Raw genomic sequence first — 20699 nt, forward strand, 5'->3', positions numbered from 1 at the left:
GTGCCGACCGGGTGCGGGTGCCCCGCAGAACAAGGAGGCGGCTCGTGGCTGACCCCAACGGTTTCATGAAGCACCAGCGCGCCGAAGCGAAGAAGCGCCCGGTGGACGAGCGCCTCGGCGACTGGCGTGAGGTCTACGAGGCCATCACCCCGGCCGAGCGCAACGAGCAGGTCCGCACGCAGGCCACGCGCTGCATGGACTGCGGCATCCCGTTCTGCCACTCCGGTACCGCGGGCTGCCCGCTGGGCAACCTGATCCCGGAGTGGAACGACCTGGTGCGCCGGGGCGACTGGGAAGCGGCCAGCGATCGGCTGCACGCCACCAACAACTTCCCCGAGTTCACCGGGAAGTTGTGCCCGGCGCCGTGCGAAGCCGGTTGCGTGCTCTCGATTTCGCCGATGTCCGGTGGTCCGGTGACGATCAAGCGGGTCGAGCAGACCATCGCCGACCAGTCCTGGGAAGCCGGGTACGTGCAGCCGCAGGTCTCGGCGGTGTCCTCGGGGCAGCGGGTGGCCGTGGTCGGCTCCGGTCCGGCCGGGCTGGCCGCCGCGCAGCAGCTGACCAGGGCCGGGCACGAGGTCACCGTGTTCGAGCGGGACGACCGGCTCGGCGGGCTGCTGCGGTACGGCATTCCCGAGTTCAAGATGGAGAAGAAGGTCCTGGACCGGCGCCTCGCGCAGCTCCGCAAGGAGGGCACGAAGTTCGTCACCGGCTGCGAGGTCGGCGTGGACCTGACCGTGGACGAGCTGAACGAGCGGTTCGACGCGGTGGTGCTCGCGGTCGGCGCGCTGCGCGGCCGTGACGACCGGGAGACCCCCGGCCGCGAACTGGGCGGCGTGCACCTGGCGATGGAGCACCTGGTGCCGGCCAACCGGTACGTCGAGGGTGACGGCCCGCCAGAGATCGACGCGCACGGCAAGCACGTGGTGATCATCGGCGGCGGTGACACCGGGGCCGACTGCTACGGCACCGCGACCCGCCAGGGCGCGCTTTCGGTGACCCAGCTGGACCAGTACCCCGAGCCACCGTCCACAAGGGACGATGACAGGTCGCCGTGGCCGACCTGGCCGTACATCCTGCGCACCTACCCGGCGCACGAGGAGGCGGGCGAGCGCAAGTTCGCGGTGGCGGTCAAGCGCTTCGTCGGCGACGAGGACGGCAACGTGCGCGCGATCGAGCTGCAGCAGGTGAAGGTCACCAAGGACCCGGCGACCGGGCGGCGCGAGGTGGTGCCGACCAGCGACGAGGTCCAGGAGCTGCCCGCGGACCTGGTGCTGCTGGCGATCGGCTTCGAGGGCGTCGAGCACATGGCGCTGCTCGACGGGCTGGGCCTGTCGCTGACCAAGCGCGGCACCCTGTCGTGCGGTGCCGACTGGCAGACCTCCGCGCCGGGCGTTTTTGTCTGCGGTGACGCGCATCGCGGCGCTTCGCTGGTGGTGTGGGCGATCGCTGAAGGCCGCTCGGTGGCGAACGCGGTGGACGCCTACCTCACCGGGGCCTCGGACCTGCCCGCCCCGGTGCACCCGACCGCGTTGCCGCTCGCCGTGGTCTGACTGAGCTGGTGTCGTCAGGGGGCCGGACGTGGTGTCCGGCCCCCTGAGTCGTTTTCGAAGGACGTGACCGCCTGGCCGACGCCGTTCGGCTCGGTTCGAAGGCGCGGAGTCCCCACACCTTCGTGCTTCGTTCGAGGTGCCGGACGAGGCGCTGATGGCGCTGTCGCTCGACACCGCGAGCCCGACCCGGCGGGCACGATCCGCTACCCGGCGGCGTTCGGGGTGTAACCGGTCACGGGATGATGTGGCGCTTGCGCAGTTCGTCGAACAGGCGCCACATCATCTCCTCCGTGTCGACGAATTCGTGGAAGCCGAACCGGCGGGCCTTCGTCCCGTCGGCGAACATGTCGTAGTCCCACGACAGCACAAAATCCATGAACGGCCACGCCGAAACCCGTTGGTACGGAGTGCTTTCCAAGTTGTGCTCGGTCACGATCCGGTCCCACAGCGGCTCCTTGTCCGCCATCACCACGTCCAGTGACATGGGCAGCGGGGGAGCGGTCTCCATGCCGAAGTACCGCGCGATCTTCGGCCAGAGATCGCTCCACCGGAACAGGTCCCCGTTGTTGATGTTGAACGCCTGGTTCGCGCCCCGCTCGTCGGTGGCCGCCCAGACGGTGGCGCGGGCGAGCAGTCCGGCGTCGGTCATCTCCAACAGCTTGTCGTAGGCGCCCGGCTTTCCCGGGAACCGCAGCGGCAGGCCGAGTTCCTTCGAGATGGTGGCGTACACCGCGATCGACACGGCCAGGTTCATCGGGTTGCCCAGCGCGGTGCCGCCGACCACCGCGGGCCGGATCGCCGACCAGGTCCAGGATTTCCCCTCCTGACGGCGTTCCAGGAACTCCTGCTGGTCCACATTGAACTCCGGCGGCAGGTGCCCGGCATCGTCTTCACGAGCCGGGGTCTTGAACGGGCCCAGGTGCGCGCCGTAGACCTTGTAGCCCTGCATCAGGCTGATGTGGCGCAACCCGGTGGCGACCGGCTCGATCGCGTCGACCACGTTCACCAGCATCGCCAGGTTCGGCGGCACCAGTTCGGCCCAGGTCGGGCGATCCTGGTACGCCGCGTAGAAAACGTGCGTCACGTCGGTGAGTCCGCCGAGCTTCTCGCGGGAGTCGTCGGCGTCGAGCAGGTCCACGGCCAGGTGACGGACGTTCGGGGACGGCTCGCCGCCACGCCGGGACAGGCCGATGACCGTCCAGTCGCCGAGTGCGGCGAGGTGGTCCACGAGATTGCTGCCGATGACTCCGTGTGCGCCCACGACCAGCGCGACCTTGTTGTTCATGGAACCGTTGCTCATGGAGTCAATGTTCGGCTCCCGTGAAACATTAGTCCAACTCTTGTTCTGCATGAGAACGATAAGATCTGCTCATGAGCACACTGCGCCGGTTCGAATACCTGGTCGCTGTGGTGGACGAGGGGTCCTTCACCAGGGCCGCCGAACGGCTGCACGTCACCCAGCCCGCGCTGTCCCACCAGATCCGCGCGCTGGAACAGGACGCGGGCGGTGTGCTGCTGGAACGGCTGCCGCGCGCGATCCGGTTGACCGCGATGGGCCGCGCCATGCTGCCGCACGCCAGGGCCGCGCTCGCCGACGCCGAACGGGCGGTCTGCGCCGCCAAGCAGGCGGCCGGACTGGAGGTGGCGGAGCTGCGCGTGGCCACGGTGTTCTCGGTGAGTCTCGGGGTGCTGCCGCCGGTGTTGCGGGAGTGGAACCGCCGTCATCCCGGCGTCGCGATCACGTTGGCCGAGCACCGGCACACCGGGGAACTCCGCGAAGCGATGCTGGCCGGGCAGGCCGATCTCGCCGTGGGGCCGCGTCCGGTGGACTGGGACGGGCCGGTGCGCACGCTGGGGGAGGAGGAGTTCGTGCTCGTGCTCCCCGAAGAAGACCCCGCCGACCCCGCCGACCCGGGGAAACCGGTGCGGCTGGCGGATTTCGCCGACCGCGGCTGGGTGCACTACGCACCGGAGAACGGGCTCGCCGAAGTGCTCGACCAGGCGTGCGCGGCGGCGGGATTCTCCCCGCGCGCGGCGATCAGCACCGCCCAGACCGCGGTGGCGCCCCTGCTCGCCGCCGCCGGGCTCGGTCCCGCGCTGGTGCCGTCGAACGTGCTGCCCGACGGGTTCGGCGGCCGCGTGCTCCGGCTCGATCCGCCGGTGCGCCGGGAACTGACCGTCTACACGCGCGGTGTCCCGGACCCGGTTTCCGCCGCCTTCACCGAACTGCTCGCCGAAGCGAAAACCCTCATGGCGAAGGCGAGTTCGCCATGAGGGTCCGGACGGGCGTCAGCGCTCGTAGTTGACGAAGCACTGGGAGATGAAACCGCGCACCCCGGTGCGCCGGTTGATGATCTCGTCCCACCAGTCCGACCGGCGCCCGCCACCGCAGTCGACGAACGTGCCGCTGGTCGAGGTGCAGATGTCGATCTTGTCGCCGACGTAACCCGCGCCCACCACGGCGTACCCGGTGCCCGGGCCGCTGCGGATGTTCACCCCGTTGGTGTTGAAGTCCGCGTCCCAGTACTGCCCGCACTCCACGGTGGCGGGCGCGGCGGCCACCGGCTCCGCGGCCGAGGCCACCGTGCCCGTGACCACGGTCGCCAGCACGGCGCCAACAGCGGCCAGACCGGCCAGTCGAGCGGGCCGGAGAATGGTGTTCATCGGGTTCCTCCCCTTGTTGATCAATGACTGCGCGGCAGAGATTACGGCGATCGGAGCAACCCGGAGCTTCTTTCATCGACGACTGAAACCGCGGTGCTTTCCGCGTCCCGGAATTACTGGTTCGAACGGCCCATCCGGCCCGGCATTCGGTCCACGATTTTCGCTTTGACCTGGGCAAATGGTCTATTGCCGCTGCGTAGTCGCCTGATTACGGTCAATGGGTTCGGTCGGCGATCGACCATCCTGCGGACGAAGAGGTGGCGCGATGAGGCGAGCATCGGTACTGACCGCGATCGGACTGGCGCTCGGCGCGCTGCTGACCGCACCCGCCGTCGGCCAGGCGCAGACCGCGGCCGACTACTGGACCCCGGAGAAGATGCGCGCGGCGGTGCCGATCGAGCGGCTGCTCACCGCGCCGCGGGCGAGCGCCGGTGAGGTGCTCGCGGGCCTGCCGGAGGTCGTTCCGGCCGCCTTCCCGACCACCGGCGCGCCGTGGACCGGCGGTGGCGACGTGGTCAAGACCGCGGGCCGGGTCTTCTTCACCATGGGCGGCCAGAACGCCTCGTGCAGCGGGGACGCGGTGACCAGTGCCAACAAGAGCACGGTGATCACCGCCGGCCACTGCGTGAAGTACCAGGGCGCCTTCCACACCAACTGGGTCTTCGTGCCCGCCTACGACAACGGCAACGCGCCGTACGGCGAATGGCCCGCCACCAGCACGCTGACCACGCCCCAGTGGGAAGCCAGTGAGGACATCAACTACGACGTCGGCGCGGCCGTGGTCGACCAGGTCGGCGGGCAGTCGCTGACCGACGTGGTCGGCTCGCAGGGCATCGCGTTCAACCAGCCGCGCAACCAGAACATGTACACCTTCGGTTACCCGGCCGCCGATCCCTACGACGGCACCACGCTGATCCACTGCAGCGGCGGCACGTTCACCGACTTCCTGCTCACCCAGGACCACGGGATGAGCTGCGGCATGACCGGTGGTTCCAGTGGCGGACCGTGGTTCCTGCAGTTCGACGAGCAGACCGGCCGCGGGGTGCAGGCTTCGGTGAACAGCTTCGGTTACGTCTTCCTGCCCGGCTTCATGTTCGGCCCGTACTTCGGTGCCGAGGCCCAGGCGCTCTACAACGAAGCGCAGGCCGCATGACGCGTGGGTGAAGGATGAACCGACAGTGGGTGTTCAGTGCATGGGACTGCCGTCCCGCCGCCCGGGAGACGAGGGTCACCGCATATTCTTGACCCGTGAACTGGACAGTGGACGTTCCCGTAGACACGCTCCCTGAACTCCCGCCGCTGCCGCCCGAACTGCGGGCCAGGCTCGACGAGGCGCTGGCCCGCCCGGCGGCGCAGCAACCCGACTGGCCGGACCAGGGCCTGACCCGCCGGGTGCGCGGGGTGCTGGAAAGCGTTCCGCCGATCACCGTGCCCGCCGAGATCGACCGGCTGCACCAGCGGCTGGCCATGGTCGCCAACGGCGAGGCGTTCCTGCTCCAGGGCGGCGACTGCGCGGAGACCTTCGAGTCCAACACCGAGCCGCACATCCGGGCCAACCTGCGCACCCTGCTGCAGATGGCGGTGGTGCTGACCTACGGCGCCAGCCTGCCGGTGGTCAAGGTCGGCCGGATCGCCGGGCAGTACGCCAAGCCGCGCTCGGCGTCGACCGACTCGCTGGGCCTGCCGGTCTACCGCGGCGACATCGTCAACTCGCTGGTGGCCAAGCCGGAGCTGCGCGTGCCCGACCCTGGCCGGATGATCCGCGCCTACGCCAACGCCGGTGCCGCGATGAACCTGGTGCGCGCGCTGACCGCGGCGGGCATGGCCGACCTGGCGCAGCTGCACGACTGGAACCGCGACTTCGTGCGCACCTCACCGGCCGGTGAGCGGTACGAGGCGCTGGCCAGCGAGATCGACCGCGGCCTGCGGTTCATGTCGGCCTGCGGGGTCACCGACACCTCACTGCACACCACCGAGATCTTCGCCAGCCACGAGGCGCTGCTGCTGGACTACGAGCGCTCGCTGCTGCGGCTGGACAACGCCGACGCGGACAACCCCAAGCTGTACAACCTGTCGTCGCACTTCCTCTGGATCGGCGAGCGGACGCGGCAGCTGGACGGCGCGCACATCGCCTTCGCCGAGCTGCTGCACAACCCGATCGGGCTGAAGATCGGCCCGACCACCACGCCCGAGCAGGCGGTGGAGTACGTGCGGCGGCTCGACCCGCGCAACGAACCGGGACGGCTCACGCTGATCGCGCGCATGGGCAACGGCAAGGTGCGCGAGGTGCTGCCCGCGATCGTGGAGAAGGTCGAAGCCTCCGGGCACAAGGTCATCTGGCAGTGCGACCCGATGCACGGCAACACCCACGAGGCGTCCACCGGCTACAAGACCCGGCACTTCGACCGGATCGTGGACGAGGTGCAGGGCTTCTTCGAGGTGCACCGCATGCTGGGCAGCTACCCCGGCGGCATCCACATCGAGCTGACCGGCGAAGACGTCACCGAATGCCTCGGCGGCGCGCAGGACATCTCCGACATCGACCTGGCCGGCCGTTACGAGACCGCCTGCGACCCGCGGCTGAACACGCAGCAGTCGCTGGAACTGGCGTTCCTGGTCGCGGAGATGCTGCGTTCCTGACCTGGTCGGGGCGCACCCGGGCTCAGGGGCAGGTGCCGACCAGCTTCGCGGCTGACTTGTCGAAGGCGTCTCGCAGGGAGCCAAGGTCGGCCACGGCCTCGCCGTTGGCCTGCAGGCCGATGTGCACGGCATCGCGGTAGATCGAGACCGCGATGCCGAGCGCCTGGTTCGGCGGCAGCGGTACCAGCGGGTAGATCTCACGCAGCCGTGCGCCGTCCAGGGTCAGGGGCAGGCCCGGCATCGGCACGTTGGTCACCACCGTGTCGAACAGCAGAGGCGCGACCCGCCCGGCCGCCCTGGTGGCCAGGCGGTGCACCGGGGCGGGCAGCCGGTTGGCCAGGATCGGGAAGGCGCCGGGACCGGTGGCGGTGCCCTTGGCCTTGGCGTGCTCCATCGACCGGCGCACCGCGTGCAGCCTGGCCACCGGGTCGTCCAGGCCGACCGGCAGGTCGCACAGGTAACCGGAGAGCTGGTTGCCGTCGGTGTTGCCCTGCTGCCGCGCGCGCACGCTCACCGGGATCAGCGCGCGCAGGGTGCGGTCGTCCGCGCGCTGACCGCGGTTGACCAGCCAGCTGCGCAGCGCCCCGGCGACGATCGCCAGCACCACGTCGTTGGTGGTGCCGCCGTGTGCCTTGCGCACCCGCCGCAGGTCGGCCAGGTCCAGCCGGACGAAGCCGAGGCTGCGTTCGTCCGCGTTCGGCGCGGAGATCGGCGAGGTCGGGTACGGCCGCGCGGCGCGGAGCACCGAGGACGCGATCGACGCGCCTTCCGCGGCCTGGGCGAACGCGCTGGAGAAACCGTCCTTCAGCAGGCTCAGCGTGCTGCGCGCGGGCTTGGACCGGACGGTTTTCGCGGTGGTCGCGCGGATCGCGCGGGCGCCGGGCAGTTCGTCCAGCAGCCCCGAGCCGATGGCGAAGGCGCCCGCGCCGTCGGTGAGCGCGTGGTGCAGCTTGAGCAGGACCGCGAACCGGCCGCCGGGCAGTCCGGTCACCAGGGACAGGTCCCACAGCGGGCGGTCCATGTCGAGCGGCTCGGCGATCCACAGTGAAGCGAACGCGGCGAGCGGTTCTGGTTCGTACAACGAAGAAACGTGGTGCACGTGAATGTGCCCGGCCGGGTCGAAGCCGGGGTCCTCGGCCCAGACCGCGCCACCCGGCGGCAGCAGCGTCGGGCGAATGTGCTTGCGCAGCTTGGGAATCCGCGCCGCGCGAGCGGCGAGCAGCAGGGCCAGCCGGTCGGTGTCGACCGGCCCGTCGAAGGTGACCACCGCGCCCATGTGCATCGGGGTGCGTTCGCCCTCCAGGCAGAGGAAGGCCACGTCGAGTCCGCTGAGCTGCCCGTCGAGCATCGATCAGACCTCCGCGAATAGTGGGGGAATCAGCGACCAGTTCACCAGGGCGACGTGTCAGGTGAATGGTCGGGGTGTTTCCACGGGGATAACGCATCCTCTCGTTCACTCGGAAGGAGGAGAATTGATCTTCCGCGCATTCGTCGGTGTCGAGTTTCCCGCCGATCCCGGGCCGGATGCAGCCGCCTTTTGCCCTAAACGGGGTGAAACCGTTGCCAGGTAACTAATCTCGGCTGACTAGCCCAGGCGAGTGTGATCAAGCTCTCCGGCCGAGAAATGCGAGCAGGCGGTCACCGGGTGCAGCCTCGCGGGTTAGTTCGATCGGTGCGGCGAATCGCTCCGGACGGTCGGCGGCGGTGACGAACAGTGCGGAAAGCTCGAGCATTTCCGCGGCGAGTGCGGGCGGGAGTGGACGGTCGTGCCCACAGGCGCGCGCGACGTCCCAGCCGTGCACCGCCACCTCCAGCGCACCCGCCCCGGCGATGACGGCCGCGGTCATCGGCGCCCCGGCCACCGACACCAGCCCGGCGTGCGGTTCCCCGGCCAGCGCCCCGAGCAGTTCGCCGGCCCGCGCCCGCACGGCCGTCGCCGGATCACCCGGTACCGGCGGCACCGGGTCGAGACCGACGCGGCCGGACTCGGCGGCTTCGGCCAGCGCGGTGAGCGCGTCGTCCAGATGCGCCAGCAGGGCGCGCAGATCCCAGTCCCGGCACGGGGTGGCGTTCGCCATCGCCCCGGCGGTGACCAGCCGCAGGCAGCCCAGCGCGTAGCTGACCGCCCGCTCCAGCAGGTCGGCCCCGCCGGCGAGCGCGCCGGGCGGTGGCGGCATCGGCATCACGGCCCGGCCCCCGCGCTCAGCCGGTGGCGGCGGGGTAGTCCGCGGGCAGCGACTCCGGCAGGTCGAACACCGCGAACAGGTTCGCGTCCACGAAGTTCGCCACGTGCGTGATGCCCGCCGGGCCGACGGTGAGCACCTGAAGGTTGAACGCGCGGAAGCGCTCGCCGTCGCCGTCGCGCAGGTAGGTGCCGAACGCGGGCTGCCCGTTGGCCCAGGTGGGCAGCAGGCGGGTGTGGCCGGGACGGCAGGGGCAGCGGGTGGCCAGGTGGCGGGCGATCCGCTCGGCACCGAGGTACCAGCCGGCGAACGGCGGCATCTCCCAGACCGCGTCCTCGGTGAACAGCGAGATGATCGCCGGGATGTCCTTGGCCTCGAAGGCGGTGACGAACTTGTCGAGCAGCTCGCGCTGGCCGGCGGCCGACGGCTCGGTCACCTCGTTCTCGGTCGGCGCGATCTTCTCCAGCTGGGCGCGGGCGCGCTGCAGGATGCTGTTCACCGCCGCGGTGGAGATGTCCATCAGCTCGGCGACCTCGGCGGCGCGCCACTTCAGCACGTCACGCAGGATCAACACGGCGCGCTGGCGGGCGGGCAGGTGCTGCAGCGCGGCGACCAGCGCGAGCCGGATGCTCTCGCGCGAGGTGACGATCGCGGCGGGGTCGGCGCCGTCGGCCCCGGTGAGCGCGTCGGGCACCGGCTCCAGCCACGGCACCTCGTGCCGCTCCTGGAGGTCGTCCTCCGGCTCGCAACCGGGTGCGCCGAGGCCGGTGGGCATCGGACGCCTGCCGCGGCTCTCCAGCGCGGTCAGGCAGGCGCTGGTGGCGATGCGGTAGAGCCAGGTGCGCAGCGAGGAGCGGCCCTCGAAGCGGTCGTAGGCACGCCAGGCGCGGAGATAGGTCTCCTGCACCAGGTCCTCGGCGTCGTGCACCGAGCCGAGCATCCGGTAGCAGTGCGCCATCAGCTCGCGCCGGTACGGATCGGCCTGGGTGAGGAAGTCGCCCTCCACCCCGGGGCTCACCGTCTCCGTCATCGTGACCACGACCTTCCTCCCGCCTTCGCCGACTGTAGGCCGCCCGGCGCCGGAACGGCACCGTCACCGGTACTGACCGGGGCCGGGCGGCGAACTCATCGGTCTTCGGGAAATACGCGTCTCGTCCGCGGGTGGTTCAGCGTCGGCTAACGGAGGTCGGTCGTGGTGGGCACGACCGAGCCGTTCGTCTCGGGCTCGGCCGGCTTGCTGGTCTGGCCCATCGCCTCCATCAGCTGGCGGGCCAGGCCGAGTCCGGTGCCGCCGAGCGAGAGCGCCTTGCTGAACATGTCGGACACCCCGTCGGCGCCGTTGAGCACCACCATGTGGTCGACGCTGCCGAAGGCCTTCGCCCCGGCTTCGACGATCTCCGGCCAGCGCTCGGCCAGTTGCTGCGCCACCACGGCTTCCTGGTTCTCCGCCAGCGCCGCGGCCCGCGCCTTGATCGCGTCCGCCTCGGCGAGGCCCTTCGCCTTGGCCGCCTCGGCGTCGGCGAGGCCCTTCGCCCTGGCGGCTTCGGCCTCGGCCAGGCCCTGCGCCTTCGCCGCGTGCGCCTGGGCGTCACCGGTGGCCTTGGTCGCGGCGGCACTGGCCTCACCACGGGCCCTGGTCGCCTGCGCCTCGGCCTCGGCGGCGGTCTTCACCTTGGTCGCGTCGGCCGCGGCGCGCAGCTCGGTCTCCTTCGCCTCGGCCTGCGCCTTGGCGATCGCCGCGTCGCGCTCGGCGTCCGCGGAGGTCCTGGTGTCGTACGCGCGCGCGTCGGCGGGCTTGCGCACCTCGGACTGCAGTCGCTGCTCGGCCAGATCGGCCTCCAGCTCCGCCGCCCTGGTCTCCTGGACCACGACCTCCTGGCGCGCGGTCGCCTCGGCCAGTGGACCGGACTGACCGGCCTTCGCCCGCGCCTGGTCCACCTCGGCCTGGAACCCGGCCTGCTTGATCTCGCTTTCGCGGATCGCGCCCGCCTTCTGCGCGGCGGCGATCTGCTCGGCCTCGGTGGCTTCCTGGTCGCGCTGCGCCTCGGCGATACGGGCGGAGGCGGCGACCGCGGCCGCGTGCGGCTTGCCCAGGTTCAGGATGTAACCCGACTCGTCGTCGATCTCCTGGATCTGCAGCGAGTCGACGACCAGCCCGAGCTTGATCATCTCGTTCGCCGACGAGCTGCGGATCTCGCCGGTGAGCGCGTCCCGGTTGTGGATCATCTCCTCGATGGTCAGCCCGCCGACGATCGAGCGCAGGTGCCCGGCGAACAGCTCGTGAATGGTGTTGTTCATGCCGTCCTGCTGGTCGAGGAACCGGCGCGCGGCGTTGGCGATCGAGGCGAAGTCGTCGCCGACCTTGTAGATCACCACCGCGCGCACGGTCACCGGCAGGCCCTGCTTGGTCACGCAGGAGACCTGGAGATTGGCGCCCCTGGTGTCCAGCGACAGCCGCCGGGCGGTCTGGAAGCCGGGGATCACCAGCACCCCCTTGCCGGTGATGATCTTGAACCCGAGGCTGTCCGCGGTTTCCGAGCGCTGCACGCGCACGCCCCACCCGGAGATGATCAGCGCCTCGTTGGGCTCGGCGACCTTGTACAGCATGCGCAGCAGGACAAACAGCACGATGATGGCACCGACGACCACGCCGGCGAGGATCAACGGATCCACGTCAGTTACTCCCCAGTAGAAGTGGCTGGTCAGACGAGTGGCTGCCAGCGCTGGACGTAGACCGTACGCGGTGCCTCGAAGTCCACCACCAGTACTTGGGTTCCGTTTTCGAATCGTTCTTCACCGTCGGCCGGATAGGCGTAGAACGCCTCCGTGCCACCGCGCACGCTCAGCAGCACCTCGCCGATCAGACCGGGGCCGATGGTGCCGGTGACCCGGCCGCGGCTGCCGATCACAGGAACGTCCTGATCTTGATCTTGGTCCCCTTGCCGACCGGGGTGCCCGCCGGTGGATCGGTCTCCAGCACCAGGTTGAAGTCGTTGTTCTCGTCGTCCCTGCCGCGCTTGAAGTCCGGGTCGAGCCCGGCCTCGCGCAGGATCTTCGCGGCTTCCTTCGGCGAGCGGCCCACCACGTTCGGCACCTGCACGGCGCTGGAGATGAACACCCCGACGCGCTTGTCGCCGCCGGTCACCGTGGTGCCACCGGCCGGGCTGGTCTTGCTGACCTTGCCTGCCGGCACGTTCTGCACGAACTCCTCACCGGCTTCGAACGGCTGGAACCCGGCTTCGGTCAGCGCCCGGAACGCCTCGTCCTTGCTCTTGCCGGTCACGTCCGGCACCGGCAGCGGCGGCGGGCCCTTGGACAGCCCGATCAGGACCGGGTCGCCGATGTTGGCCTTGCTGCCCGGGTTCGGCTGCACCTTGACCACCGAGCCCTTCGGCACGGTCGGGCTGTAGTCGTCCAGTGTCGAGTCCAGCCGCGGTTCGAGCTTGACCAACCGGATCGACTGCTCCGCGGTGGCCGGGTCCGCGCCCGGCTTGATGTCGGGCACCACCGGCTGGCCCTCGGAGACGACCACCGACACCTGCTCGTCGAGCAGCACCTCGGCGCCCGCGTCGGGATCGGTCCTGATCACCGTGCCCGCGGGCACGGTGTTGTGCAGTTCCTTGGTGTAGGCCGGGTTCAGCTGCGCGGCGCGCAGCAGGTCGCCCGCCTCGGCCTGCGACATGCCCGCCAGCTTCGGCACCTGCGCGTACCGGCCGCCGGAGTACCACCAGGTGGCCGCGCCGATCGTGCCGCCGATCAGCAGCACGACCAGGCCCAGCACGAGGTACATCCGCTTGCGGTTGCGCGGCGGCGGCTGCTCCTCGTACCCGGCCGCCGGATTGCCGGCCGGGGGCGAGGGCGGTGGCTGGGACGCGCCCGGTGGCGGGGCCATCGGCCGGTCGTACATCTTCGTCGCGTGCCGGGCGGGCGGCGCCTGCTGGCCGGGCTGCGCGGCGTGGCGCGCGGGGGCGTGCTGCACGGTGGGCTGCGGGTCGGGCTGCACCGCGGGCACGGCCGGGGCGGTCGGCGCCGCGGCGATGGCCGCCAGGTGCGGCGTGGTCTTCTCCACATCGGACTCGGAGTCCAGGTCCGGTGGCGGCGGCACCGGTACCGGCACCGGCTGGATGCCCAGCTCGGCGCGCACGCGCAGGAGTTCGTCGAGGAAGGCACCCGCGTCGGCCGGGCGGGCTTCGGGATCGCGGCGGGTCGCGCGCAGCACGAGCTGGTCCAGTGCGGGCGGGATCCCGGCCCGCAGTCGGCTCGGCGCGGGCACGTCGTCGTTCACGTGGCGGTAGGCCACCGAAATCGCCGTGTCGCCGGTGTACGGGGTCTGCCCGGTGAGCATCTCGTAGATCAGGATGCCCGCGGAGTACACGTCGCCGCGCACGCTCGCCGCCCCGACCGTGACCTGCTCGGGGGAGAGGTAGGCGACCGTGCCGAGAATGACGCTGGAGCTGGTGGTTCCCGCGCTGGCGACCGCGCGGACCAGGCCGAAGTCGCCCACCTTCACCACGCCGGCGCCCAGCTGGCCACCGCGGCCGATGAGCACGTTCTCCGGCTTGACGTCGCGGTGCACCAGCCCGGCGCGATGGGCGGCGGCGAGCGCGGAGAGCACCGGCTCGGCCACCGACAGCGCCAGCGCGATGTCCAGCGGGCCCTGCTCGGTGAGCACCTCGCGCAGCGTGCCGCCGTCGACCAGCTCCATCACCAGGAAGGCGCGGCCGACCTCGGCCGAGGTGTCCAGGCCCTGGTCGTGCACGGCGACCACGTTCTGGTGGTGCAGCTTGGCCGCCGAGCGGGCCTCGCGCTCGAAGCGGTCGACGAAGGAGCGGTCGTCGGCGAACCGCGGGTCCATGACCTTGATCGCGACCGCCCGGTCCAGCCGGGTGTCCACCCCGCGGTAGACCGAGGACATGCCACCGCGGGCGAGCAGCCGGTCGACCCGGTACCGCCGGTCGAGCAGCGTGCCGACCAGGCTGGCTTCCGTGCGTGTCACGGTTGACGATCGTACGGATGTGACCATGCACCGTGGGACGTGCCCTACCGGGTGATGGTTGACCTTGTTGAGGTTTCGTTACGCCATCGGTGCCTGGGCGCGGGCTGTGGCACAGTGTCCGTGTGAGTGCGATTCCTGTCGCTGATGACGTGCTCGACGCCGATGTGGCCGTGCTTCCGATCGGGGAAGTGGCCACCGCGCTCGGTCAGTCGGCCAACAAGGTCCGGCAGCTGCTCAGGGACGGTCAGCTGATCGCCGTGCGGCGCTCCGGCGAGCTGATGGTTCCGGAAGTCTTCCTGGTCGGGAGCTCGATCGTGAAGGGACTCGGCGGCACCATCACCGTGCTCGCGGACGCCGGTTTCGGGCGCACGGAGATGCTCCGCTGGCTGTTCGCCGAGGACGAGACCCTGCCCGGCACCACGCCGATCAACGCTCTGCGCACCAGCCACGGCACCGAGGTCAAGCGCCGCGCCCAGGCGATGGCCTTCTAGCGCCGGCGCTGGGCACCAGCCCGCTGTTCACTCCCCGTTCGGCCGCGCGGCCGAACGGGTGATTTCCAGTCGCACCCGTCCCACCTGCGCTTCCGCACGCCTGGAAAGTGTTCACGTACGTGAAAGTAAGTCACAAGTGTGATTCACTTCGCAGCCGAGACTTCCAACGACCGAAATCGGCTCGTAAGACGTACGTCACACAACTCGCGCGGGTGAACTTCAGGGAGGTGCGATGGAGACGCTGGACTGGATAGTGGTCGGCGCTTACTTCTTCGTGATGGTGGCGATCGGCCTGTGGTCGAAGAACCGCATCCGGAACGTGGTCGACTTCTTCACCGCCGGCGGCCGGATGCCGTGGTGGCTGTCCGGGATCTCGCACCACATGTCGGGCTACAGCGCCGTCATGTTCGTGGCCTTCGCCAGCGAGGCGTACCGGCTCGGGCTGACCGTGTACGTCTGGTGGGCGCTGACCATCGGCGTCGGGGTCGGGATCGGCAGCTGGCTGTTCGCCGCGCGCTGGAACCGGTTGCGCGCCAAGCACGGCGTGGCCTCACCGCTGGAGTACCTGGCCCGGCGCTACAACGTGCCGACCCAGCAGGTGATGGCGTGGTCCGGCGCGGTGCTCAAGGTGGTCGACATCGCGGCGAAGTGGTCCGCGGTGGCGATCCTGCTGCGCGGGTTCGCCGGGGTGCCGATCGAGGTCGGCATCCTGCTGGTCGGCGTGGTGACGATGATCTACTCGGTGATGGGCGGGCTGTGGGCCGACGCGCTCACCGACTTCGGCCAGTTCATCATCCAGGCCGCGGCAGGCATCGTGATGTTCGTGGCGGTGGCCGCGCACTTCGGCGGCATCCAGTTCCTCTGGGAGATCTGGGACCAGCTGCCCGCCGACCGGAGCCAGCCGCTCAACGGCGAGTACACCTCGACGTTCTTCCTGGCGCTGTTCGTGATCAAGACGCTGGAGTACAACGGCGGCATGTGGAACCTGGCGCAGCGCTACATGGCCGCGCCGGACGGAGCGGCGGCGCGCAAGTCGGCGATGCTGTCCAGCTTCCTGTGGCTGGTCTGGCCGCTGGTGCTGTTCTTCCCGATGTGGGCCGCGCCGCTGATCGTGCCGGACCTGACCAACGCCGGGGACGCCTACATCGAGCTGGGCAAGGTGATGCTGCCGGTCGGCATGATCGGGCTGGTGCTCGCGGGGTTCTTCTCGCACACCATGGCGATGGTGTCCTCGGACGCCAACGTGATCTCGGCGGTGATCACCCGGGACATGTTGCCAAGGCTGTGGAAGGGCGCGAAACGGATGAGCGCGGACGCGCAGCTGAAACTGGCGCGGATCACCACGTTCGTGTTCATCGGGTTCAGCATGGCGATCGCGTTGTCACTGGATACCAACGGCGGGGTGCTCAAGGTGGTGGTCGACCTGGTCGCCGCCACGATGGGCCCGATCGCGGTGCCGTTGATGCTCGGCCTGCTGCCGTGGTTCCGGCGGATGGGCCCGGTGGCCGCGCTCACCTCGACGCTGTCCGGTCTGGTGGTGTGGGCGAGCCTGTACATCTCGCAGCAGAACGGGGTGAAGATCCCGAAGGAGGCACTGGTGGCCTACCCGCTGCTCACCTCGCTGGTGCTGTTCCTGGTGATCGGGCTGGTGTTCTCGCAGCGCACCGGTGACCGCGACCAGCTGATCGATTCGCTGTCCACCGACGCCCCGGCCGCCAAGCCCGGCGAACCGGACGAACCGGCCAGGGTCGCGGCGAAGTAGTTCGTGCCGTGAATGTGGCTTTCACCGCGGGTTTCCCGACCGCCGGGAAAGCCACATTCACGGCACCGTCACAGCTCAGCCGTTGGTCTTGTCCCGCCACTCGACCCACTGCCGCAGCAGGGAGAAGTCGTAGTCGGGGCCGTTGACGCCGACGGTGAACAGGGAGACGCCGCGCTCGAGCAGCTTCGGGCCCAGTTCGCTCGGCTCGGACTCGACCGCGACCGAGCGCTCGATCTCACCGGGGTCGCGGCCGACGTCGGCGCAGTGCTGGTCGAGGATGCGCACCTTGCGCTCGACCACCTCCGGGTCGCCGAAGCCGTGCCAGATGTCGGCGTGCTTGGCGACCAGGCGCAGCGTCTTCTTCTCGCCGCCACCGCCGATCAGCACCGGGATCTTGCGGACGGGCTGCGGGTTCAGCTTGCCGAGCCGGGCCTCGATGCGCGGCAGCGCGTCGCCGAGGTCGTTCAGCCTGCCACCGGCGGTGCCGAACTCGTAGCCGTACTCGTTGTAGTCCTTCTCGAACCAGCCGGAGCCGATTCCCAGGATCAGCCTGCCGTCGCTGATGTTGTCCACCGTGCGCGCCATGTCGGCGAGCAGTTCGGGGTTGCGGTAGCTGTTGCAGGTGACCAGCGCGCCGATCTCCACCCGCGAGGTGGATTCGGCCCAGGCGCCGAGCATGGTCCAGCACTCGTAGTGCTTGCCTTCGGGTTCCCCGTAGAGCGGGAAGAAGTGGTCCCAGTTGAAGGCGATGTCGACGCCGAGGTCCTCCGCCTCGGAGGCGGCCCGGCGGATGGTGGCGTAGTCGGCGTGCTGGGGCTGGATCTGGACTCCGACCCGGATCGGCCGGTTGGGTGTCGTCATGTCTTCGACACTAGCGCTGCGGAGCGGGTTTTCGCCCGCTGGAGCAACTCCAGCCCCTGCACGCGCAGCAGGCTCGGCCCGGCCACCGCGAGCCGCCGCCGCTTCGGCACCACGACTCGGCGGTTGAGCACGTCGTAATCAGCCGCGACGATCTCGTCCAGGATGCCTTCGTACAGCGTCAGCGCGGTGGCCACGCACGGCCGGGATTCCTTGCGCAGCAAGGGAACGCCGCGTCGTGCGCGCCGGTAGACCGCGCGGTTGCGTGCCACCGCCGCGGCCAGCGCGCGCCGGACACGGGCGTCGGTGACCTGGCGACGGCGGCAGGACTCCAGCAGCGCTCGGTCCACTCCGAACGCGGCCAGCTCGGCGCGCGGCAGGTACACCCGGCCGCGGTCGAGGTCCTCGCCGACGTCGCGCAGGAAATTGGTCAGCTGGAAGGCTTCCCCGAGTGCGGCGGCGCTCGGCTCGGCCTCCGCGCGCCCGCTCACCGTGCCGAACACCGGCAGCATCTGCAGCCCGATCACCGAGGCCGATCCCCAGGTGTACACGGCGAGATCGGCGTAGGTCTCGTATTCGGTGACGGTGAGGTCCATGCGCATCGACCGCAGGAAGGCGTCGAACAAAGACCGCTCCAGGTCGAACCGGCGCACGGTGTCCGCCAGTGCGGGGAATTCGGTGCTCTCACCGGAGAAGACGTCGTCCAGCTGCGCGGCCACCGCGTCCAGTCCGGCGGCCGGGTCGGTGCCGGGCGCGGGATTGTCGACCACTTCGTCGACCGCACGGGCGAACCCGTACAAAGCGTGGGCGAACGGGCGTGCCCTGGCCGGGAGCAGCCTGGTCGCCAGGAAGAAGGTGCGGCCGTAGTGCGCGTTGATCCGGCGGGCGTCGGTGTAGGCGGCGCGCAGCTGGTCGCCGTGGATGCCCGCCGCGTCCAGTTCGGCGCTCATGCGGCCAGGATCCTTGCCGCCGCGAGCTTTCCGGAGATCAACACCGGCGGGATGCCGACCCCCGGAGTGGTCCCGCACCCGGCGAGTGCGGCGTTTTCGATGCCCCGCAACACGTTCCGCGGCCGGAACGGTCCGGTTTGGGCGAACGTGTGCGCCAGCGAGAACGGCGTACCGGCGCCGAAGCCGCGATCGGCCCAGTCGGCCGGGGTCACCGTGTCGACCAGCTGGTACTCGTCGCCGAAGCCGGTCAGGCCGCGGTTTTCCAGTGTGCGCACCAGTTCCTCGCGATAGGCCGGGCCGACGCGGTCCCAGTCGATCCGCCCGGCCCGCAGGTTCGGCGCGGGTGCCAGCACCGAGACCACCTCGCGCCCGGCCGGGGCGAGCGAGGGGTCGGTCGCGGTCGGGCGGGTGACCAGCAGCGACGGATCGCTCATCAGCGCGCCTTCGCGAATGATCTCGGTGAAGGTCCGGTCCCAGGCGTCACCGAAGAAGATGGTGTGGTGGTCCAGCTCCGGCCACGACCGGCCGGTGTGCCCGTGCAGCACCACCGCCGACGGTGAGTACCGCAGCGGCAGCGTGCGTCCGGGGTGGGCGCCGAGCAGCTGGTACGCCCCGGTCAGCTCGGTGGCCACCACCACCGCGTCACACGGGATCCGCTCGCCGGTGCTGGTCCGCACGGCGTCCACATGGGACCCCCGGCGCTCCAGCCAGGCCGCGTGCGTGGCGAACTTCAGCTCGGCACCGGCCTTTTCGGCCGCGTCGGCCATCGCCTCGGCGACCTTGCCGATGCCGCCGACGGGGTAGTACACGCCGCCGACGGTGTCCATGTAGGAGATGACCCCGTAGGCGCCGATCGCGCGCATCGGGTCCAGCCCGGCGTAGAGCGCCTGGAAGGAGAACAGCCGTCGCACGCGCTCGTCGGACAGGTACCTGGCGACACGCGGGCCGAGCCTGCCGAACCCGCCGAGCGCGGCCAGTTTCGCCAGCTCCGGGCGGACCAGGTCGAGCGGCGAATCGAAGTTCGCGCCGATGAAGTGGTCCTTCTGCACCGCGTACAGGTCGGTCAGCCAGCCGCGCAGGCGCCGGTAACCGGCGGCTTCACGCGGTCCGGCGAAGTCGCGGATCTCGGCTTCCATCGCCTCGGCCCCGGTGCGCAGTGCGAGCGTGCTGCCGTCGGCGAAGTGCGCGCGGTAGGCCGGATCCAGCCGGACCAGCCGCAATCGGTCCGAAATGGACTCACCGACCGCGGCGAGCGCCTCGTCGACCAGCTCCGGCATGGTGAGCACACTGGCGCCGGTGTCGAACCGGTAGCCGTCGAGCGCGGACTGGCCGGCGCGCCCACCGGGGCGCTCGCCCTGTTCGACGAGGGTGACCTCACGGCCGGAACCGAGCAGGTGCAACGCGGCCGACAGCCCGGCGAGGCCGGCGCCGACCACCACGACGTGGTCCGTCACTAGTACTTCCTCTGCGTGGCTTGGATCGCCAGCTCCCGCAGCCGGGTGGTGGCCGGTTCGGCGAGTTCGGCGGCGTCGAGCGAATCGAGCGCCGCGGCGGTGAGGTCGTCGATGCGGCGTTCGACCGCGGCGACCGCGCCGACGCCGGTCAGCGCCTCGCGCACCACGGTCACCGCGTCCTCGGTGAGGTCCTTGTCGCCGACCGCTTCCGCGATGACGGCCGCGTCGGCACGGCGGCCCTGCGCGTCGGCCAGTTCCATGCCGAGCGCGAGCAGCAGCGTCCGCTTGCCCTCCCGCAGGTCGTCCCCGGCGGGCTTGCCGGTGACCGACGGGTCGCCGAACACGCCGAGCAGGTCGTCGCGCAGCTGGAAGGCGACACCGAGATCGCGGCCGAACGAGAGCAGGGTGCCGATCAGCCGGTCGTCCGCGCCGGCCAGCGCGGCGCCGAGGTGCAGCGGGCGTTGCACGGTGTAGGCGGCCGTCTTCAGCCGGTCGATGCGCAGCGCGGCCTCGGGGGAGGCGTCGCCGGTGGCCTGGGTGTGCACGTCCAGGTATTGCCCGGCGAGCACCTCGGTACGCATCGCGCGCCACGCCGGACGGGCGGCGGCCAGCGTGGTGGCGGGCAGGGGCGCGCCGGCGAACATGTCGTCGGCCCAGGCCAGCGCCAGGTCACCGAGCAGCACGGCCGCCGCCTGGCCGAAGCTCGCCGCCGAACCGAGCCAGCCGTGATCGGCGTGGCGCTTCGCGAAGGCCACGTGCACCGTCGGCGAGCCGCGCCGCGAGTCGGAGGAGTCCATCAGGTCGTCGTGGATCAGCGCGCAGGCCTGCACCAGTTCGAGGCTGGAGACGGCCTGGAGCACACCCTCGGCGTCCGGCCCGGCCGGGTCGCCGCCCGCGCCGCGCCAGCCCCACCAGGCGAAGGTCGGCCGCAACCGCTTGCCGCCGCCGAGCACGAACTCGCTCAGCGCGTCCACGCCGGGACCGGTGCTCGGTTCGATCTCGCGGATCGGGTCACCCGCTTCGTGCAGGAACTTCGCGAGCGCGCGCTCGACGTGTGCGGGGAAATCGGCGTCGAAGCCCGGCTCGCTCATGCCTACATCGTCCGTGTTCACCCGGATGGATGCCCAGCCGGGGTGGCCAGATGTGGT

18 protein-coding genes are annotated in these 20699 nt (G+C 70.6%); 6 read left to right on the top strand and 12 right to left on the bottom strand.

Going from position 1 to position 20699, the window contains the following annotated elements; all coding sequences use genetic code 11:
• Positions 1-44 precede the first annotated feature (44 nt).
• Positions 45-1553 carry a glutamate synthase subunit beta gene (locus tag YIM_RS12820; protein ID WP_153030566.1) on the top strand — a complete coding sequence of 503 codons (1509 nt, stop codon included), beginning with the start codon at positions 45-47 and terminating at the stop codon, positions 1551-1553.
• 232 nt (positions 1554-1785) lie between these two features.
• Here the strand turns inward: YIM_RS12820 and YIM_RS12825 are convergent, their stop codons facing one another.
• Positions 1786-2838, bottom strand: a complete 1053-nt coding sequence (locus tag YIM_RS12825; protein WP_228004989.1) for an SDR family oxidoreductase — start codon at positions 2836-2838, stop codon at positions 1786-1788.
• A gap of 86 nt (positions 2839-2924) precedes the next feature.
• Between YIM_RS12825 and YIM_RS12830 the strand changes: the two genes are divergently transcribed.
• A complete protein-coding gene (locus YIM_RS12830; protein ID WP_153030568.1) occupies positions 2925-3827 on the top strand; it encodes a LysR family transcriptional regulator in 903 nt (300 codons plus the stop codon).
• 15 nt (positions 3828-3842) lie between these two features.
• Here YIM_RS12830 and YIM_RS12835 read toward each other — a convergent pair whose 3' ends face one another.
• Positions 3843-4217, bottom strand: a complete 375-nt coding sequence (locus YIM_RS12835) for a hypothetical protein (protein WP_153030569.1) — start codon at positions 4215-4217, stop codon at positions 3843-3845.
• A gap of 265 nt (positions 4218-4482) precedes the next feature.
• Between YIM_RS12835 and YIM_RS12840 the strand changes: the two genes are divergently transcribed.
• A complete protein-coding gene (locus YIM_RS12840) occupies positions 4483-5370 on the top strand; it encodes a serine protease (RefSeq protein WP_153030570.1) in 888 nt (295 codons plus the stop codon).
• A 95-nt stretch (positions 5371-5465) separates the two neighbouring features.
• Positions 5466-6857, top strand: coding sequence for a class II 3-deoxy-7-phosphoheptulonate synthase (locus YIM_RS12845; protein WP_194240137.1), 1392 nt, complete (start codon positions 5466-5468; stop codon positions 6855-6857).
• 22 nt (positions 6858-6879) lie between these two features.
• Here YIM_RS12845 and YIM_RS12850 read toward each other — a convergent pair whose 3' ends face one another.
• From YIM_RS12850 to YIM_RS12875, 6 genes are all read right to left on the bottom strand, one after another.
• Complete coding sequence (locus YIM_RS12850; RefSeq protein WP_153030571.1) at positions 6880-8205, bottom strand: wax ester/triacylglycerol synthase family O-acyltransferase; 1326 nt, start codon at positions 8203-8205, stop codon at positions 6880-6882.
• 256 nt (positions 8206-8461) lie between these two features.
• The gene (locus YIM_RS12855; RefSeq protein ID WP_228004700.1) at positions 8462-9034 is read right to left on the bottom strand and encodes a TIGR03086 family metal-binding protein; all 573 of its coding nucleotides are present in this window, start codon (positions 9032-9034) and stop codon (positions 8462-8464) included.
• Positions 9035-9059: 25 nt separating this feature from the next.
• The gene (locus YIM_RS12860) at positions 9060-10070 is read right to left on the bottom strand and encodes a sigma-70 family RNA polymerase sigma factor (RefSeq protein ID WP_153030573.1); all 1011 of its coding nucleotides are present in this window, start codon (positions 10068-10070) and stop codon (positions 9060-9062) included.
• 146 nt (positions 10071-10216) lie between these two features.
• A complete protein-coding gene (locus YIM_RS12865) occupies positions 10217-11713 on the bottom strand; it encodes a flotillin family protein (protein WP_194240138.1) in 1497 nt (498 codons plus the stop codon).
• 29 nt (positions 11714-11742) lie between these two features.
• Entirely contained in the window at positions 11743-11949 is a 207-nt protein-coding gene (locus tag YIM_RS12870; protein WP_113693268.1) for a hypothetical protein, read from the bottom strand.
• Positions 11946-14036 carry a Stk1 family PASTA domain-containing Ser/Thr kinase gene (locus YIM_RS12875; RefSeq protein ID WP_153030575.1) on the bottom strand — a complete coding sequence of 697 codons (2091 nt, stop codon included), beginning with the start codon at positions 14034-14036 and terminating at the stop codon, positions 11946-11948. Before YIM_RS12875 ends, YIM_RS12870 begins: the two co-directional genes overlap by 4 nt.
• A gap of 122 nt (positions 14037-14158) precedes the next feature.
• On the opposite strand from YIM_RS12875, the gene YIM_RS12880 reads away from it, so the two are divergent.
• Together YIM_RS12880 and YIM_RS12885 are read left to right on the top strand one after the other, a co-directional pair.
• The gene (locus YIM_RS12880; RefSeq protein ID WP_153030576.1) at positions 14159-14527 is read left to right on the top strand and encodes an Rv2175c family DNA-binding protein; all 369 of its coding nucleotides are present in this window, start codon (positions 14159-14161) and stop codon (positions 14525-14527) included.
• A 232-nt stretch (positions 14528-14759) separates the two neighbouring features.
• Positions 14760-16289, top strand: coding sequence for a sodium:solute symporter family protein (locus YIM_RS12885; RefSeq protein ID WP_153030577.1), 1530 nt, complete (start codon positions 14760-14762; stop codon positions 16287-16289).
• A gap of 75 nt (positions 16290-16364) precedes the next feature.
• On the opposite strand, the gene YIM_RS12890 is transcribed toward YIM_RS12885, so the two are convergent.
• The 4 genes from YIM_RS12890 to YIM_RS12905 are packed head-to-tail and all read right to left on the bottom strand — an operon-like array spanning position 16365 to position 20642.
• On the bottom strand, positions 16365-17150 hold the full coding sequence (locus tag YIM_RS12890) for an LLM class F420-dependent oxidoreductase (RefSeq protein ID WP_153030578.1): 786 nt from the start codon (positions 17148-17150) through the stop codon (positions 16365-16367).
• A complete protein-coding gene (locus YIM_RS12895; RefSeq protein ID WP_153030579.1) occupies positions 17147-18097 on the bottom strand; it encodes a phytoene/squalene synthase family protein in 951 nt (316 codons plus the stop codon). Before YIM_RS12895 ends, YIM_RS12890 begins: the two co-directional genes overlap by 4 nt.
• Positions 18094-19551: a phytoene desaturase family protein gene (crtI, locus tag YIM_RS12900; RefSeq protein ID WP_153030580.1), complete on the bottom strand. Its 1458-nt coding sequence runs from the start codon at positions 19549-19551 to the stop codon at positions 18094-18096. Before crtI ends, YIM_RS12895 begins: the two co-directional genes overlap by 4 nt.
• Positions 19551-20642, bottom strand: a complete 1092-nt coding sequence (locus tag YIM_RS12905; protein WP_153030581.1) for a polyprenyl synthetase family protein — start codon at positions 20640-20642, stop codon at positions 19551-19553. The genes crtI and YIM_RS12905 overlap by 1 nt, the downstream gene beginning before the upstream one ends.
• Positions 20643-20699: the final 57 nt, after the last annotated feature.

Origin of the sequence: Amycolatopsis sp. YIM 10, assembly GCF_009429145.1 — a bacterium.
Taxonomy (GTDB): Bacteria; Actinomycetota; Actinomycetes; order Mycobacteriales; family Pseudonocardiaceae; genus Amycolatopsis.